The sequence below is a fragment of the Pseudomonas sp. PDM13 genome (assembly GCF_025685765.1).
Taxonomy (GTDB): Bacteria; Pseudomonadota; Gammaproteobacteria; order Pseudomonadales; family Pseudomonadaceae; genus Metapseudomonas; species Metapseudomonas solani.
Genome location: NZ_JAOTQU010000002.1, coordinates 116128 through 130558 on the forward strand (window position 1 = coordinate 116128; position 14431 = coordinate 130558).

Consider the following 14431-nt stretch of genomic DNA (forward strand, 5'->3'; position numbering starts at 1 on the left):
TGTTACACCGCGGACCGTGCCATCGGCACGCTTCGCGGTTAGTCTTGCCGCCACCGAAATCCCCGAGTGAAGACCGCCCATGACCCGTGTGCAGAAAACCGTATTCGTCCTCATCGCCCTGGTGGCGCTGGTGCTCGGCCTGACCGTGCACAAGGTGCTCAACAACCAGCGCCAGGCCGACCCGACCCAACTGCTCGACGCCGGCATCGTGCTGCTGCCGCAAAGCCGCACCCTGCCGTCCATCAGCCTCACCGACCAGGACGGCAAGCCGGTGGCGGTCAACGAACTCAAGGACAAGTGGAGCCTGCTGTTCTTCGGCTACACCTTCTGCCCGGACATCTGCCCCACCACCCTGGCGCAGATGCGCGAGCTCAAGGGTCTGCTGCCGGAAGCGGCGCGCGACAATCTGCGCGTGGTGCTGGTCAGCGTCGACCCGAACCGCGACACCCCGCAGCAGCTCAAGCAGTACCTGGGCTACTTCGACCCGGCCTTCGTCGGCTACACCGGCGAGCTGGCCGCGATCCAGAAACTGGCCAACGCCGTGAGCATCCCCTTCATCCCGGCTGACACCAGCAAGGAAAACTACACCGTCGACCACAGCGGCAACCTGGTGGTGATCGGCCCGGACGGCACCCAACGTGGCTTCATCCGTGCGCCGCTGAACAATCAGAAGCTCAAGGACCAGTTGCCCACCCTGCTGGCACCGGCCAGCTGAGAAATTCTTTTCTCAATTGCAACCGATTCTCAATAAAAATAAGATGGCGCTCCCTCACCCTCCGCCTGTCAGGGAGCGCGCTTGTCGGAGCCCGATCTCAAGAGCCTTTTCATCAAGCATGCGAAGGCCCTGCAAAGCCTGTTGACGCGCAAGGTGCGCGACCCGCAGCTGGCCGCCGACCTGGTCCAGGAGAGCTTCCTGCGCCTGGCCGAACAGCGCGGCAAGGAACGCATCGACAACAGCCCCGCCTACCTCTACCGCACCGCCCACAACCTGATGATCGATCACGCCCGGCAGCAGTCGCGGCGCAAGACCGAGTCGGTGCCCCACGAGGCGCTGGAAGAGATAGTCGAAGAACGCCCCGGCCTCGACGAAGAAGCCGCCGAGGCCCAGCACATGCTCCGGCTGCGCGAGGCGGTGGCGGGACTGCCGCCGCGCACCCGTGAAATCTTCCGCCTCAACCGCCTCGAAGGCCTGACCCACGCCGAGGTCGCCCGGCAGTTGGATATCTCCGACAGCTCGGTGCAGAAGCACCTGTCCAAGGCCCTGGCGCATGTCATGCAGCGCCTGCAAACCGGCGCTTCGAGCGAAAGATGACAAATGGTTTACCGAATATCGGCCCCTCAGACGTCAGCATTCATATAACGAGAACTCGAGAGACCGCCGTGATCAGCCACGACCTGCGCGAGCAGGACATCCGCGAGCAAGCCGCCGACTGGGCCATCCGCCTCAGCGCCGGGGCCCTGGACGCCGAACAGGCGCAGGCCCTGGCCCGCTGGCAGGCCGAAGACCCGCGCCATGGGCCGGCGCTGCAGTTCGCCCAGCGCACCTGGGCGGACCTCGCGCGCCTGGGCGAGATGCCCGAGCCCGCGTATGCACCCGCCGGCCAGGCACTGCCACGGGCACGGCCGCAGCAGCCGGCCCGCCGTCGCCCGCGCCTGCGCTGGGCGGCCAGCGCTGCCGCCGTGTTGCTGCTGGCCGGGCTCGGCGTCGAACAGGGCAAGCAACTGCTGCTGCCCCTGCTGGCCGACCATGCCACCGCCAAGGGCGAGATACGCCAGGTGCAGTTGCCGGACGGCAGCCGCGTGGAACTGGACACCCGCAGCGCCATCGACCTGGCCTTCAGCGATACCGAACGCCGGGTGCGCCTGCTCGGCGGCGACGCCTACTTCACCGTGGCGCCCCTGGGGCCCAACGAGTCGCGGCCCTTCGTGGTCGAGAGCGCCGGGGGCACCACGCGCGCCCTCGGCACCCAGTTCCTGGTCAGCCAGGACGACGAGCAAGGCGCCTGGGTCGGCGTCACCGAGCACAGTGTCGCCGTGGCCCTGGAGCGCGCGCCCGATCGGGGCCCCCGCGAGCAGGTGCTGAGGGAGGGCCAGAGCGCCCGCTATGACGCCCGTGGCGGTATCCAGCCCCTGGCCGCCCGCGACCTGCAACGGGCCACCAGCTGGCGCCGTGGCGTGCTGGTGTTCGAGCGCGTGCCCCTGGAACAGGTCGCCGAGCAGCTCAACCGCTACCGCCCCGGTCGCGTGCTGATCACCGACTCGGCCCTGGCCCGTCGCGAGGTCAGCGGCGTGTTCCGCCTCGACATCCTCGACGAGGCCCTGGACACCCTCACCCACGAACTCAAGGTCAGCCGTCTCGACCTGCCCGGCGTCACCTTCCTCTACTGACCTGGAGGCCCGCTCCGCGCGGCTTCCAGCGTTCCCCTGAAAAAAATCGCAAAAAAACCTTACTGAGTTTTCCCGACTGGTTCGTCTTGGTGATGAGAGTGATTTTCATTCACCAAACAATAAACACAGCCATAAGGAAAACCGATGAACGCATACAAGGGGCCGGGCCAGCGATTCCGTCGTGCGCTGCTCGCCTTGGGGGGAAGCTGGATGCTGGCCTGCGCTGGGGAGTTGCAGGCCGTCGAATCCGCTCCGGCGACGGCGCAGGCGCAACAGGCACTGGTCGCCTTCGATATCCCGGTACAGCCGCTGAGCAGCGCGGTGCTGACCTTCGCCGAGCAGTCCGGTGTGCAGGTGATCTTCGACGCCGCCCTGCTGGAAGGGCTGCAGGGCAACGCGGTGCGTGGCCGCCTGGAAATCCGCGAAGGCCTGCAGGCACTGCTGCGCGGCCACCCGGTGAGCTACAGCTTCAGCTCGCCGCGCCAGGTCAGCCTGACCCGCACCTACGCCGATGCCGGCAGCGTGATGCAACTGGGCGCCACCCATGTGCAGAGCCAGGCCGACGCCAACGACTGGATGTACCGCACGCCGCGTTCGGTGGCGGTGATCGGCCGCGAGCAGATCGACCGCAACCCGCCGCGCCACGCCGCCGACATGCTCGAGGAAACCTCCGGCGTGTACAGCATCGTCAGCCAGCAGGACCCGGGCCTGTCGGTGAACATCCGTGGGCTGCAGGACTTCGGCCGGGTCAACATGTCGATCGACGGCGCCCGCCAGAACTTCCAGCAGAGCGGCCACCAGCAGCGCAACGGCGAGGTGCTGGTGGACACCGAGCTGCTGACCCAGGTGGACATCGAGAAGGGCCCGACCTCGGGCATGGGCGGCGCCGGCGTGATCGGCGGCATCGCCAACTTCCGCACCCTCAACGTCGAGGACGTGCTGCTGCCCGGCCATGACTACGGCGCGCGCCTGCGCGGCACCACCGGCCTGGGTGGCTACGACAACGGCACGAATTTCATCGGCAGCGCCGCCTTCGCCCTCGACGAAGACCTGTGGAGCCTGCTGGTGGCCCACAGCGAAAAGCACCTGGGCGAGTACGAGCCGGGCCAGCGCGGCAAGTCCGGCGCCGAGAACCAGCTGGGCCTCGACGCCCAGCCGGGCAAGCCGACCTTCGTCAAGTTCACCAACCAGATGCAGCGCTCCGACCTGTTCAAGCTCGGCCTGAAGCTGGCGTCGGACCAGACGCTGGGCTTCAGCTACCTGGAAAGCCGCGTCAGCTACGACAACGCCAGCATGGCCAACGCCCTGAGCACCGATACCTGGCGCAAGACCGGCGAGGACAAGCTGACCAACAAGCTCTACAGCCTCGACTACAGCTACACCCCGGACAACCCGCTGATCGACCTGCAGGCCAAGCTCTACTACGGCACCACCCGCAACGAGCAAGACGTCTACAAGGGCAACCCGCCCACCGGCTATCCGTCCGACTACTGCGACGTGCCGCGCTCGACCGCGACCTGGGAGCGCAACTGCGCACCGGCGTATTCGATCACCCACCGCACCGACACCTGGGGTGCGCAACTGCAGAACACCTCGACCTTCGAGCTGGATGAGCGCTCGGTGGTCACCGCCAACTACGGCATGGAATATTTCGAGGACAAGACCAAGCCCGAAGCCGGCCTGGCCACCCCTCGCGTCGCCACCGACCCCATCGGCGACACCCTGGGCGTGACCCCCAAGGGCACCCGGGAAATGGCCAGCCTGTTCACCGGCCTGGGCTATCGCTACGACGACTGGCTGCAGATCAATGGCGGCCTGCGTTATGACCGTTACCACCTGGAAGGCGACACCCGCCTGACCGCCTACCGCGACTTCAACGGCCGCACCCAGTCGCCCCAGTACAGCGTGGACGAAGAGCGCGGCCACCTCTCGCCGACCTTCTCCATCGCGGTGAACCCGGGCCTGGACTGGCTGCAGCTGTTCGCCAACTACGGCAAGGGCTGGCGCCCACCGGCCATCACCGAAACCCTGATGCACGGCACCCACATCGGCGACGCCGCCTCGAAGATGTACCCCAACCCCTTCCTCGAACCCGAGGAATCCCGGACCTGGGAAGCCGGCATCAACCTGTTCAAGGAAGGGCTGTTCATCCCCGGGGACAAGCTCACCGGCAAGGTCGCCTACTTCGACACCAAGGTCGACGACTACATGTTCATGAGCCTGGAGGTGGGCCTGCCCAATACGGCGGTCACCAACCTGGGCACCTCGGCCTTCGTCAACAGCCTCAACCCGGCGCGCTTCAAGGGCGTGGAATACGAGCTCGAATACGACGCCGAGCGCTGGTACACCGGCCTTACCTACACCCACATGATCGGCAAGAACGACCTCTGCTACAAAGTCTGGTACCTCGGCCCCTCCGCCGTCGCCACCGGCCAGGAATGGCGCGACAACCTGGTGAAATGCGGCTTCATGATGGGCAGCGCCGAGCACATGCCCATGGACCGTGGCAGCTGGCACGGCGGCCTGCGCTTCTTCGACAAGAAACTGGATATGGGCCTGCGTGCCCGCTACAGCGAAGGCTTCTTCGAGACTTACTCCGAGCGCCGCGCCGCCGGCGAGGAAGACGTCTACCCGCTGATCTGGAAGAGCTACGTGGTCTGGGACTTCTACAGCGCCTACCGCGTCAGCGACAACCTCACCCTGCGCCTCTCCGTGGAGAACCTGCGTGACCGTGCCTACGTGGTGCCGATGGGCGATGCCCTGGCCGCCACCATGGGCCGTGGGCGCACGGCGCAGGGCACCGTGGAAATCCGATTCTGATGCACGCCCCCGTGGCAGGCATCGACGAGCACGCCTTTCGGTCCTGAGCCGGCAGGCAGGCCCCGAGGCACCGGACGGCGCCGAGGGAAACCCCAAACGATGGAGACTCACCTGTGACTATCGCAATCAACTACGGAACCGCCACCAATGGCCGCACCTACTTCGCCGACTGGCGCGCGGACTTCATCAGCGGCAACCACCCGGACAACACCGGCGGTTTCTACCCGGGCTCGCTGAGCGGTACCCAGTACGCCCTGTCCAGCGGCGTTGACGGCCACACCGCAGGTTTCATCGCCGGTGGCTCGCTGAACTACACCCTGTTCTCGCCGCCGGCCCACACCCTGTACGGCCAACTGGACAGCCTGGGCTTCGGTGACCAGATCGTTAAGGGCGGCTCCGGCTATGGCTTCAACACTGGCCCGGAACTGTCCATCACCGGCCTCAACCTGACCGGCACCCAGACCGCCAACAACATCGTGCACAAGGTCGTCTACGGCCTGATGCAGGGCACCACCACCGAGCTGGAAGCCGTGCTCAACGCCAACAACCTGTCGATCAACGGCAGCTCCGGCGCGGACACCGTCACCGGCTACAACGGCAACGACACCCTCACCGGTGGCGCGGGTGTGGATAACTTCTTCTTCGGCGTGAACGGCGCGGCCACCAGCTTCGGCAACGACACCGTCACCGACTACGCCAGCGGAGAGAAGATCCAGATCTCCAACTCGCTGTTCGCCAACTACAGCGCCTTCACCGCCGCCGGCGGCACCGTGGGCACCGTGGGCGGCAACACCGTCATCGACACCAACGGTCACGGCACCATCACCCTCACCGGTGTGACCAGCTTCAGCACCAGCGATCTGCAATTCGTCGCCTGACGAAAGCAAAAAGCGGATGAAAGATCGCTCTTCCATCCGCTCCGTTACCACGTCGTCACAGCCCTCGCTTGCAGGCCGGCTGTGACGGCGCCGAATTCTGAAAGGCGCCCGGGGGCACGTCAATGCCCGCCGGGCGCACGCCGCAGGAGCTAATCGGTCATGGCCACACAACAGCAGGGCCCGCGCAACGAGATCCTCACCGCGCTGGGGCTGTTCCGGTCGAGCTTTCGCAGCGTCGGCATCTTCACCGCCGTCATCAACCTGCTGATGCTCGCCCCGGCGCTCTACATGCTGCAGGTCTATGATCGGGTGCTGGCTTCCGGCAACACCATGACCCTGGCCATGCTCACGCTGATGGTGCTCGGCCTGTTCGCCTTCATGGGGCTGCTGGAGTACGTGCGCAGCTTCGTGGTCATCCGCATCGGTGCACGCCTCGACATGCACCTCAACGAGCGGGTCTACAGCGCGGCCTTCGAGTCCAGCCTGAAGAGCGGCGACCAGGCCGCCGCCCAGGCGCTGAACGACCTCACCACCCTGCGCCAGTTCGTCACCGGGCCTTCGCTCTTCGCCTTCTTCGACGCGCCCTGGTTCCCCGTCTACCTGGGGGTAATCTTCCTTTTCGACCCCTGGCTCGGGCTGTTCGCCCTGGTCGGCTCGCTGATCCTGGTGCTGCTGGCCTGGCTCAACGAGCGGGTGTCCGCCGAGCCCCTGGCTGCCGCCAGCCGCCTGTCGATCCGCTCCTCCCAGCAGGCCGGCAGCAGCCTGCGCAATGCCGAGGTGATTGAAGCCATGGGCATGCTCGCGGCCCTGCGCAGCCGCTGGTTCGCCGGCCATGGCGAGTTCCTCCGCCAGCAGAACCTGGCCAGCGAGCGCACGGCGATGATCGGCGCGCTGTCGAAGATCGCCCGCATCGCCCTGCAATCCCTGGTGCTCGGCCTCGGCGCCTGGCTGGCGGTGATCGGCCTGGTGACGCCGGGGATGATGATCGCCGGCTCCATCCTCATGGGCCGGGTGCTGGCGCCGCTGGACCAGCTGATCGGTGCCTGGAAGCAGTGGAGCGCCGCGCGCCTGGCCTACCAGCGCCTGGTGGCGCTGCTCCAGGCCCACCCGCGCCGGCCCCAGGCGATGCGGCTGCCGGTGCCCGAGGGCAACCTGAGCGTGGAGCAGCTCAGCGCCGCCGCGCCGGGCAGCCGCATTCCCGCCCTGCTCAACCTGGGCTTCGCCCTACCGGCCGGGGAAACCCTCGGCGTGCTCGGCCCATCGGGCTCCGGTAAATCCAGCCTGGCGCGCCTGCTGGTGGGCGTCTGGGCACCCCAGGCGGGCAAGGTGCGCCTGGATGGCGCCGACCTGCAGCAATGGGACAAGGCCGCCCTCGGCCCCTACCTGGGCTACCTGCCCCAGGACGTACAACTGTTCGCCGGCAGCATCGCCGAGAACATCGCGCGCTTCGCCGAAGTGGACGCGGAGAAGGTGGTGGCCGCTGCGCGCCTGGCCGGCGTGCATGAGCTGGTGCTGCGCATGCCCCAGGGCTACGACACGCCGTTGGGCGACGGTGGCAACGGGCTTTCCGGTGGGCAGAAGCAGCGTATCGGCCTGGCCCGGGCGCTCTACGGCCTGCCGGCGCTGATCGTGCTCGACGAGCCCGACGCCAACCTCGACGAAGCCGGCGAGCAGGCGCTGCTGGCGGCCATCGCCGAGCTGCGTCGCCTGCGGCGGACCCTGGTGATGGTCACCCACAAGCCCTCGCTGCTGGCCGGTGCCGACAAGCTACTGGTGCTGCGGGGCGGGCAGATGCAGGCCTTCGGCCCGGCGGCGCGGATCTGGCAGGACCTGCAAGGACGGCCCGCCACCCCGGCAGCCGCACCCCTGCGTGCGGCCCCGAGCCTGAGCGTGAGCTACGCCAGCGGCCCTGCCGCCCCGGTGCAATCATGAGGCTGCATGCAGTGGAAAAGGCCCCCGAGCCGACCCTGGCGCCGGTGCTGCCCCTGGACGAACGACGCTTCACCCGCCTCGGCTGGTGGCTGGTGCTGCTGGGCTTCGGCGGCTTCATGGCCTGGGCCGCGCTGGCGCCCCTGGACAAGGGCGTACCGGTCTCCGGCAGCGTGGTGGTCGCCGACAGCCGCAAGGCCGTGCAGCACCCCGGCGGCGGCGTGGTGGAGCGCATCCTGGTGCGCGACGGCGACACGGTGCAGGCCGGCCAGGTGCTGGTGCAGGTCAACGCCACCCAGGCGCGGGCCCAGCGGGAATCCCTGCATGCCCAGTACCTCGGGGCACGCGCCGCCGAGGCGCGGCTGACCGCCGAACGCGATGGGCTGGAAACCATCACCTTCGCCGCCGACCTGCTGGCCAGCGAGAGCGAACCCCGCGTCGCCGCCAGCCTGGCCCTGCAACGCCAGCTGCTCAGCAGCCGGCGCCAGGCGCTGCGCATGGAACTCTCGGCCATCGACGAAAGCATCGCCGGCACCCAGGCCATCCTCCAGGGCCTGCGCGCCTCGATGGCGAGCAAGGAAGCCCAGCGCGACACCCTGGAAGAACAGCTGCGGGGCCTGCGCGACCTGGCCCGCGACGGCTACATCGCCCGTAACCGCCTGCTGGAAAACGAGCGCCTGCTGGCGCAGATCAACGGCACCCTCTCCGAGGACCTGGGCAATATCGGCCGCTTGCAGCGCCAGGTGGCCGAGCTGCGCCTGAACGCCGGCCAGCGTCGCGAGGAATACCAGAAGGAAGTGCGCGGCCAGCTCGCCGAGGAGCAGGTGCGCGCCGAGGACCTGGCCAACCGCCTGCGCGGCGCCGAGTTCGAACTGGCCAACACCCAGGTGCGCGCGCCCAGCGGCGGCGTGGTGGTGGGGCTCAGCGTGTTCACCGAAGGCGGGGTGATCAGCCCCGGGCAGAAGCTGATGGAGATCGTCCCCCAGGACGCGCCGCTGCTGGTGGACGCCCAGGTGCCGGTGGACCTGGTGGACACCCTGCAGCCCGGCCTGCCGGTGGAGCTGATGTTCGTTGCCTTCAACCAGAGCCTGACCCCGCGGGTGGAAGGCCGGGTGACCCTGGTTTCCGCCGACCGCCTGCAGGACGAGAAGACCGGCATCCCCTACTACCGCATGCGCGTGCAGGTGAGCGACGAGGGTATGCACAAGCTGGCCGGCGTGCAGATCCGCCCCGGCATGCCGGTGGAAGCCTTCGTGCGCACCGGCGAGCGCTCGCTGCTCAACTACCTGTTCAAGCCGCTGACCGACCGCGCCCATGTCGCGCTGACGGAGGAATGAGCCCGATGCGCCTGCTGTTCGCCCTCTTCCTGCTGTTGCCCGTATTCCCCGCCAGCGCCCTGGAGCTGCGCGACGCCTATGCCCTGGCGTTGCGCAACGACCCGACCTTCCACGCCGCCCTCGCCGAGCGCGATGCCGGCCAGGAGGAACGCATCATCGGCCGCGCGGCGCTGCTGCCCAAGCTGTCCTACAGCTACAACAACGGCCGCAACGACTCGAAGGTGACCCAGTCCACCGTGATCGGCGACATCACCAACGACCGCGACTACCGCAGCTATTCCTCCACCTTCACCCTGCAGCAGCCGCTGTTCGACTACGCCGCCTGGGCCGAGTACCGCCAGGGCGAGGCCAAGGCGCTGCTGGCCGACGAGCGCCTGCGCAGTCGCAGCCAGGAGCTGGCGGTGCGGTTGTTCAACGCCTACAGCGAGGCATTGTTCGCCAGCGAGCAGATCGCCCTCGCCCAGGCTCAGCGCCGCGCCTATGCCGAGCAGTTGCAGCTCAACCAGCGCCTGTTCGAGGCCGGCGAAGGCACCCGCACCGACCTGCTGGAGACCCGCGCCCGCTACGACCTGGCCCAGGCCCAGGAGATCGAGGCTGTGGATAACCTCGATGCGGCCCTGCGCGAGCTGCAGGCCATCGTCGGCGAGCCGCTGGACATCCAGGACCTGACACCCCTGGCCGACGGCTTCCACGTCCAGCCGCTGCAGCCGGCGCGCTTCGAGACCTGGCGCGACCTGGCCCTGGCCAGCAACCCCGAGCTGGCCTCCCAGCGCCATGCGCTGGACGCCGCCAGCTACACGGTGGAGCGCAACCGCGCCGGCCACCTGCCGACCGTCAGCGCCTACGCCAGCACCAGCAAGACCAGCTCCAGCTCGGAGAGCACCTACAACCAGAAGTACGACACCGACAGCATCGGCATCCAGATCAGCCTGCCGCTGTTCGCCGGCGGCGCGGTCTCCGCCTCCACCCGCCAGGCCGCTGCCGAGATGGAGCGCGCCAGCCATGCCCTGGATGCGCAGACCGCCGAGACCCTCAACCAGCTGCGCAAGCAGTTCAACCTATGCGTCAGCAGCGGTGCCAAGGTGCGTGCCTACGAGCTGGCGGTGGAATCGGCCAGCACCTTGATCGAGGCCACCAAGCGCAGCGTGACGGGTGGCGAACGGGTCAACCTCGATGTGCTCAACGCCGAGCAGCAGCTCTACAGCGCCCGCCGCGACCTGGCCCAGGCCCGCTACGGCTACCTGCGCGCCTGGTTGCAGCTGAAGTACCACGCCGGCCTGCTGGAGGCGGGTGACCTGGACGTGCTGGCCGGGTATTTCCAGGCCCGTGGCTGACCTCGGGCATCGATCTATCCCGGCAGGTAGCCCGGGCTTCAGCCCGGGGAAAACCGTTCGGAATATTTTTTACTGAGTTTCATTCGCTGAAACGTCATCCAGTGCAAAGCCCGGCCGATCGACCGGGCAGGCCAACCCGAATCGAGACATCGTCATGACCGCTTCCCAGTCGCAACTCTCCCATCCCCTGCGTTCCCAGCGCCTCAACCAGCTCACCCACGAGCCCCACAGCCGCCTGGACGCCTTGGTGAAGAGCCACGACCCCTTCGGCAACCGCGAGAACTTCGCCCGCTTCGTCGCCGCCCAGTACCTGTTCCAGTACGACCTGGCCGCGCTCTATGCCGATGCCGAGCTGGGCCTGATCTTCGACAACCTCGCCGCCCGCGCCCGCCACGAGCAGGCGCGCCTCGACCTGGCCGACCTGGGCCAGGCCGTGCCCGAGGGTGATGAGAGCGTGCGTGGCGCCAAGCACCCGCTGGGTGCCGCCCTGGGCTGGCTGTTCGTTTCCGAGGGCTCCAAGCTCGGCGCCGCCTTCCTCTACAAGCGTGCCGAGGCGCTGCAGCTGTCCGACAGCTTCGGCGCCCGTCACCTGGGTGACCCGGAGGGCGGTCGCGCCCAGGGCTGGAAGAGCTTCGTCGCCACCCTCGACGGCATCGAACTGGACGCCGAGCAGGAGCGCCACGCAGAGGCCGCCGCCATCGCCGCGTTCAACCGCTTCGCCGATCACCTGGAACGCTGCTTTGCCTGAGGCCGTTGCGCGGGGACCGCTGCGCTGGTTGTGGCAGGCCCTCGCCTACCTGTTCATCGGCCTGGCGCTGCTGGGTGTGGTGCTGCCGGGGCTGCCCACCACCGAGTTCGTGCTGCTGGCGGCCTGGGCGGCGGCCAAGGGTTCGCCACGCCTCAGCGCCTGGCTGGAGAACCACCGCCTGCTCGGACCCTCGCTGCGCAACTGGCGCAACGGCGGGGTCATCACCCGCCGCACCAAGGTCGTCGCCAGTACCAGCATGTGCCTGGGCCTGACGCTGATGGCCTGCACCGTGCCGCACCTGCCGTCGGTGATCATGGCCGGTGTCGGCATGGCCATCGGCGCCGCGTGGATCTGGTCGCGCCCGGAGCGTTTGCCGGACGCGGGTTGATCGACGCCGTTCCGCGCCCACAAAAAAGCCCGCTCGATGAGCGGGCTTTTTCATGACCGGGAAGCGATCAGAACGCCGGAACCACGGCGCCCTTGTACTTCTCGAGGATGAACTGCTTCACCTCGGGGCTGTGCAGGGCCTTGGCCAGTTTCTGCATGTCGGCGCTGTCCTTGTTGTCCGGGCGGGACACCAGGATGTTCACGTAGGGCGAGTCGCTGCCTTCGATGGCCAGGGCGTCCTTGGTGGGGTTCAGCTTGGCTTCCAGGGCGTAGTTGGTGTTGATCAGGGCGAGGTCGACCTGGGTCAGCACGCGCGGCAGGGTGGCCGCTTCCAGCTCACGCACCTTGATGCTCTTGGGGTTCTCGGCGATGTCCTTGGGGGTGGCGGTGATGCTGGTGTTGTCCTTCAGCTTGATCACGCCGACCTTGTCCAGCAGCAGCAGCGCACGGCCGCCGTTGGTGGCATCGTTGGGGATGACCACCGCGGCGCCCTGGGGCAGCTCGTCGAGCTTCTTGATCTTGGTGGAGTAGGCACCGAAGGGCTCGATGTGCACGCCGGCAACGCTCACCAGCTGGGTGCCCTTGGCCTTGTTGAACTCATCCAGGTACGGCTGGTGCTGGAAGAAGTTGGCGTCCAGGCGCTTCTCGGCGACCTGCACGTTGGGCTGCACGTAGTCGGTGAAGACCTTGATCTTCAGGTCCACGCCTTCCTTGGCCAGCTGCGGCTTGATGAATTCGAGGATTTCCGCGTGGGGCACCGGGGTGGCGGCCACGGTCAGGGTGTCGGCCTGGGCGGAGAGGGCGGCGAAGGCGGCAGCGGCCACCAGCAGTTTTTTCATGGAACGCTCCTTATGAGAATGCGAGGGCCGGGTCGGGGTGGACGCCGGCCATCCTTTCACTTGCGCGAGAAATGCACCACCAGCTTGTCGCCGATGGTTTGCAGGATCTGGACGAGCACCAGCAACAGCACCACGGTGACCACCATCACGTCGGTCTGGAAGCGCTGGTAGCCGAAGCGGATGGCCAGGTCGCCCAGGCCGCCCGCACCCACCACGCCGGCCATCGCGGTGTAGGACACCAGGGTGATGGCGGTGACGGTGATGGCGGCGATGATGCCCGGGCGCGCTTCCGGCAGCAGGGCGTTGACCACGATCTGCCGGGTGGTGGCGCCCATGGACTGGGTGGCCTCGATGATGCCGCGATCCACCTCGCGCAGGGCGGTTTCCACCAGGCGCGCGAAGAACGGCGTGGCGCCCACCACCAGCGGCGGGATGGCGCCGGCGACACCCAGGGAGGTACCGGTGATGAACACGGTGAAGGGGATCATCACGATCAGCAGGATGATGAAGGGCAGCGAACGCAGCACGTTCACCACCAGCGACAGCAGGCTGTAGAGGGCGCGGTTCTCGAACAGCTGGCGCGGGCTGGTGAGGAACAGCAGCACGCCCAGGGGCAGGCCCAGCAGCACGGTGAACAGCAGGGAGCCGCCCAGCATCAGCAGGGTGTCCAGGCTGGCCAGCCAGATTTCGAACCAGTCGATGTTGGCGATGAGCTCGTTCATCAGCGCAGGACCTCCAGGTGCACGTCCGCTTCGCGGAAGCAGGTCAGCGCGGCCTCGATGTCGCCGCCGGTGAGGGCCAGGGTGAGCTGGCCGTAGGGGGTGTCCTTGATGCGGTCGATACGCCCCGCGAGGATGCTGTAGTCGACGCCGGTGCGGCGCGCGACCGTGCCCAGCAGCGGCGCGTAGGTGGCCTCGCCACGGAAGGTCAGGCGCAGGATGCGGCCCTGGACGTGGGCGAAGTCGTCACGCTGCTCGCCCTCGTCCACCTGCTCGTCTTCCTGGACGAAGCGCTGGGTGGTGGGGTGCTGCGGGTGGAGGAACACATCCGCCACCGGGCCCTGCTCGACGATGACGCCGGCATCCATCACCGCGACGCGGTCGCAGACGCGACGGATCACGTCCATCTCGTGGGTGATGAGGACGATGGTCAGGTTCAGCTCGCGGTTGATCTCCGCCAGCAGCTGCAGGACCTGGCCGGTGGTCTGCGGGTCGAGGGCGCTGGTGGCCTCGTCGCAGAGCAGGATCTTTGGCTGGGTGGCCAGGGCGCGGGCGATGCCGACGCGCTGCTTCTGGCCGCCGGAGAGCTGGGCCGGGTACTTCTTCGCGTGGTCGCTGAGGCCGACGCGGGCCAGCAGCTCGGCGACGCGGGCGTCGATCTCGGTGCGCGACAGCTCGCCGGCCAGCTTCAGCGGCAGGGCGACGTTGTCGGCGACGGTCTTGGAAGACAGCAGGTTGAAGTGCTGGAAGATCATGCCGACGCGCTGGCGGAAGCGGCGCAGGCCTTCGGCGTCGAGTGCGGTGACGTCTTCACCGGCGATGACGATGCGCCCGCCGCTGGGTTCTTCCAGGCGGTTGATCAGGCGCAGCAGGGTGCTCTTGCCGGCGCCGGAGTGGCCGATCAGGCCGAACACCTCGCCCTGCTCGACGCGCAGGTCGGTGGGCTGCAAGGCCGGAATCTCGCGGCCTTCGACGCGATACGCCTTGTGGACGTCATGGAATTCGATCACGGGGGAAACCTTGTGGGTTCTCGGGGGCCGGATGGGGCCTAA

General features: G+C 67.8%; 13 protein-coding genes. 10 read left to right on the forward strand and 3 right to left on the reverse strand.

Annotated features, from left to right (window positions below):
• Nucleotides 1-79: 79 nt before the first annotated feature.
• The 10 genes from OEJ36_RS02490 (at nt 80) to OEJ36_RS02535 (ending at nt 11822) form a co-directional block, all read left to right on the forward strand.
• Entirely contained in the window at nt 80-715 is a 636-nt protein-coding gene (locus OEJ36_RS02490) for an SCO family protein (RefSeq protein ID WP_263400255.1), read from the forward strand.
• 81 nt (nt 716-796) lie between these two features.
• Nucleotides 797-1312, forward strand: coding sequence for an RNA polymerase sigma factor (locus tag OEJ36_RS02495; RefSeq protein ID WP_263400256.1), 516 nt, complete (start codon nt 797-799; stop codon nt 1310-1312).
• A 68-nt stretch (nt 1313-1380) separates the two neighbouring features.
• The gene (locus OEJ36_RS02500; protein ID WP_263400257.1) at nt 1381-2388 is read left to right on the forward strand and encodes a FecR family protein; all 1008 of its coding nucleotides are present in this window, start codon (nt 1381-1383) and stop codon (nt 2386-2388) included.
• 144 nt (nt 2389-2532) lie between these two features.
• Nucleotides 2533-5208 carry a TonB-dependent receptor gene (locus OEJ36_RS02505; protein ID WP_263400258.1) on the forward strand — a complete coding sequence of 892 codons (2676 nt, stop codon included), beginning with the start codon at nt 2533-2535 and terminating at the stop codon, nt 5206-5208.
• A 113-nt stretch (nt 5209-5321) separates the two neighbouring features.
• On the forward strand, nt 5322-6086 hold the full coding sequence (locus OEJ36_RS02510) for a heme acquisition protein HasA (protein ID WP_263400259.1): 765 nt from the start codon (nt 5322-5324) through the stop codon (nt 6084-6086).
• A 159-nt stretch (nt 6087-6245) separates the two neighbouring features.
• Entirely contained in the window at nt 6246-8018 is a 1773-nt protein-coding gene (locus OEJ36_RS02515) for a type I secretion system permease/ATPase (protein ID WP_263400260.1), read from the forward strand.
• Complete coding sequence (locus OEJ36_RS02520) at nt 8015-9352, forward strand: HlyD family type I secretion periplasmic adaptor subunit (RefSeq protein ID WP_263400261.1); 1338 nt, start codon at nt 8015-8017, stop codon at nt 9350-9352. The genes OEJ36_RS02515 and OEJ36_RS02520 overlap by 4 nt, the downstream gene beginning before the upstream one ends.
• The gene (locus tag OEJ36_RS02525; protein ID WP_411860957.1) at nt 9349-10686 is read left to right on the forward strand and encodes a TolC family outer membrane protein; all 1338 of its coding nucleotides are present in this window, start codon (nt 9349-9351) and stop codon (nt 10684-10686) included. Before OEJ36_RS02520 ends, OEJ36_RS02525 begins: the two co-directional genes overlap by 4 nt.
• A 154-nt stretch (nt 10687-10840) precedes the next feature.
• On the forward strand, nt 10841-11434 hold the full coding sequence (locus OEJ36_RS02530; RefSeq protein WP_263400263.1) for a biliverdin-producing heme oxygenase: 594 nt from the start codon (nt 10841-10843) through the stop codon (nt 11432-11434).
• The gene (locus OEJ36_RS02535) at nt 11427-11822 is read left to right on the forward strand and encodes a YbaN family protein (protein WP_263400264.1); all 396 of its coding nucleotides are present in this window, start codon (nt 11427-11429) and stop codon (nt 11820-11822) included. The genes OEJ36_RS02530 and OEJ36_RS02535 overlap by 8 nt, the downstream gene beginning before the upstream one ends.
• A gap of 67 nt (nt 11823-11889) precedes the next feature.
• On the opposite strand, the gene OEJ36_RS02540 is transcribed toward OEJ36_RS02535, so the two are convergent.
• Genes OEJ36_RS02540 through OEJ36_RS02550 form a run of 3 tightly spaced genes read right to left on the reverse strand, consistent with a single transcriptional unit; the run spans nt 11890 to nt 14389 of the window.
• Complete coding sequence (locus OEJ36_RS02540) at nt 11890-12660, reverse strand: MetQ/NlpA family ABC transporter substrate-binding protein (RefSeq protein ID WP_263400265.1); 771 nt, start codon at nt 12658-12660, stop codon at nt 11890-11892.
• Nucleotides 12661-12716: 56 nt separating this feature from the next.
• Entirely contained in the window at nt 12717-13382 is a 666-nt protein-coding gene (locus tag OEJ36_RS02545; protein WP_021219862.1) for a methionine ABC transporter permease, read from the reverse strand.
• Nucleotides 13382-14389, reverse strand: a complete 1008-nt coding sequence (locus OEJ36_RS02550; RefSeq protein ID WP_236205064.1) for a methionine ABC transporter ATP-binding protein — start codon at nt 14387-14389, stop codon at nt 13382-13384. Before OEJ36_RS02550 ends, OEJ36_RS02545 begins: the two co-directional genes overlap by 1 nt.
• Nucleotides 14390-14431: the final 42 nt, after the last annotated feature.

Excerpts from the sequence above, each read along its gene's own strand:
- OEJ36_RS02490 (WP_263400255.1), top strand. The coding sequence starts at position 80 with ATGACCCGTGTGCAGAAAACCGTATTCGTCCTCATCGCCCTGGTGGCG.
- OEJ36_RS02505 (WP_263400258.1), top strand. The coding sequence starts at position 2,533 with ATGAACGCATACAAGGGGCCGGGCCAGCGATTCCGTCGTGCGCTGCTC.
- OEJ36_RS02515 (WP_263400260.1), top strand. The coding sequence starts at position 6,246 with ATGGCCACACAACAGCAGGGCCCGCGCAACGAGATCCTCACCGCGCTG.
- OEJ36_RS02520 (WP_263400261.1), top strand. The coding sequence starts at position 8,015 with ATGAGGCTGCATGCAGTGGAAAAGGCCCCCGAGCCGACCCTGGCGCCG.
- OEJ36_RS02525 (WP_411860957.1), top strand. The coding sequence starts at position 9,349 with ATGAGCCCGATGCGCCTGCTGTTCGCCCTCTTCCTGCTGTTGCCCGTA.
- OEJ36_RS02530 (WP_263400263.1), top strand. The coding sequence starts at position 10,841 with ATGACCGCTTCCCAGTCGCAACTCTCCCATCCCCTGCGTTCCCAGCGC.
- OEJ36_RS02540 (WP_263400265.1), bottom strand. The coding sequence starts at position 12,660 with ATGAAAAAACTGCTGGTGGCCGCTGCCGCCTTCGCCGCCCTCTCCGCC.
- OEJ36_RS02545 (WP_021219862.1), bottom strand. The coding sequence starts at position 13,382 with ATGAACGAGCTCATCGCCAACATCGACTGGTTCGAAATCTGGCTGGCC.